This window comes from Stenotrophomonas humi (assembly GCF_001431415.1).
Lineage (GTDB): Bacteria > Pseudomonadota > Gammaproteobacteria > Xanthomonadales > Xanthomonadaceae > Stenotrophomonas > Stenotrophomonas humi.
The window spans coordinates 1-2,231 of record NZ_LDJI01000060.1; the positions used below are offsets into that span (position 1 = coordinate 1).

Genomic DNA, 2,231 nt, shown 5'->3' on the forward strand with positions numbered 1-2,231 from the left:
GCTTAACTCCGGAGTTAAGCGCATGAATGCACCACCACTTCCTATAGCGCTCCTCTCAATCGTCCAAGCACTATTCGGTCTTATCGTTGCGACTGCCCTTGGTTATTTTTTGGCTACGTCGGGGTTCGTCGGAATCGATGATGTTTCGGCGTGGGCGCTGCCGCTTGGCCTTCTTGCCGGCTTGGCCAGTTTGGCGTCGGCCGTGCAACTCTGGCGGCTTAAGTGGTCTGGCCCAATAAGCTTCCTTGCCCTTTGGCTGCTGCCGTTCGTTGGCTCGCTGCCATTTGCCACTGTCCGCGAGATCATCACGGATGCCAGCTACATAGAGGGGCGCATTGCGTTTTTACTCGTTTACGCTGTAATTGTGTTCGAGTTCCGCAAGCAATTCGCACCTGACACTTCATTCAAGCGGAGTTCGCTTCACAGGTCCGCTTAGTTCAGATATCAGGCCGCTCGCAGACTATGCCTCAATACAAATTTCGATTCTCATTCGACCCAGGTAGCGGCATCTGCCTATGGGCTACCAATGATGCTGCACGGGCCAAGTATGGCTATCCGGCAAACATCTCCGATCTGTTGCTCCCCGAAAATATGCTCCTCCTTGCTCACCACATAATCGCCTGGTACGACACAAGCATTGATTGGCGCTATCCTCGCGTACAGTCTCCTTGGACTGACACGGAACGCACTCGCTTCAACGGGGAGACCCAGAGCCTCCTCACCGCGCTGCGCAGGCAGCTCGGTCATGACTTCGATATCTATGATGCGTCAGAAACTGCGGGTACGGCCTAACAGCTCATTGAAGTCGAAGCCGCGTCGCGGCCCGTCTTACCTTCAGCGTCATCCCACAGCGATCAACTGGATTGCCATCCTATGAAGAGCTTGATACTCGCACTGCTACTGGTACCCATAACCTCTACTGCCGCGCTTCCGCCGAAAAAGAAGGGCTACGTCCTGGATGAAACGCCAATTGGATATCAATCTGCGGAGATCGCAATTTCTGAAGTTCCCAAGCGGCCGGACATTCGCGAATGTAGCCAGCTTGCACCCAGTGTGATCAGCTGCGGCACGGATGCTAGAACTGCAACGAATTGGTGGATATTCGAAAGTGGGCACGAGTTCTACCCAAGTGTTGTTCGCCGGCGCCTCGAGATCAGCAACAATCAACATATTGTCAAGACAGCAGTTCTTTGCGGATCCTCAACAGACTCGTGCGAGAGGCTACATCTGGTCCTCCGGGCCATGGACGCAAGCAGTTGATGCGGCGGCTGGCTAACAATCCAATCAAGCCGAGCCAGCCTCTCGGCTCAGTTTGAATTGGGCGATGATGCAGGCGTAGCCCTTTGTAATCGGCTACCTTAAGGACCCTTTCCACACCCCCTTCAAGCGCCGACGCATGCAAGCGACTTCGATGATTGTTCGAAACACGCGGTGGTTCAACTGCTTCGTATTGTCCGCTGCGCTGTTGGCTGCAGGCTGCTCAGGCGGGAAGGTCCCGACGAAGGATCTTGGGGCGGACATCGATGAAGTTGCGGCAACACTGATCGAGCAGCCATTGCTCCACGCGACCTCGATCGGAGTCGTATATCGGGGCAAGGAATTCATCCGTCACCGCGGCGACATGGAGACTGGAAAGCCAGGCCCTCCGACCGACGCGACCCTCTACGAAATCGGTTCGCTGAGCAAGACGCTCGCCGGAACCCTGATGGCCAATGCCGTGCTGGAGCGCAAGGTGAGCCTGGACGACGACATTCGGATGTATCTGCACGAGGCCTATCCGAACCTGCAGTTCAAGGGCGAGCCCATCCGCGTCCGTCATCTGCTGTCGCACACCAGCGGCCTGCCGAACATGTTGCCCGAACGCGCGAACACGGTGCTTGCGGACTTCACCGATCAGAGTACGCCCGGCGAACTCAATGCCATTTACACGCACTATGGCAAGACTGATTTCTTCAGGGACCTGCACGCCGTCGAGATTGGCCAGTCGCCCGGGAAGGATTACGCCTACTCCAGTACCGGAACCGAACTGGCAGCACATATTCTCGAGACGGTATACAAGAGCGACTATGAGTCGCTGCTGCGCGGGTTTTTTCGCGATTCTGCGGCAATGACCGGCCTCCGAATCAGGTTGAGCGATGCCGAGGCCGCCCAGCTTGCGGTCGGCTATCACAGCGACAACACCGTACCGACCACGCCAATGCCGCAGTTGCCGTGGGGTGCATCCGGAAACG

General features: G+C 56.6%; 2 protein-coding genes. Both read left to right on the plus strand.

Translation table 11 applies throughout. The features are described 5' to 3' along the window. Positions 1–436, plus strand: a 436-nt coding sequence (locus ABB26_RS18260; protein ID WP_057636136.1) for a hypothetical protein, incomplete at its 5' end; no start/stop codon positions are given. 960 nt (positions 437–1,396) lie between these two features. After that, positions 1,397–2,231 (plus strand): serine hydrolase domain-containing protein (locus ABB26_RS18270; protein WP_057636138.1); only part of this gene is annotated, 835 nt, incomplete at its 3' end.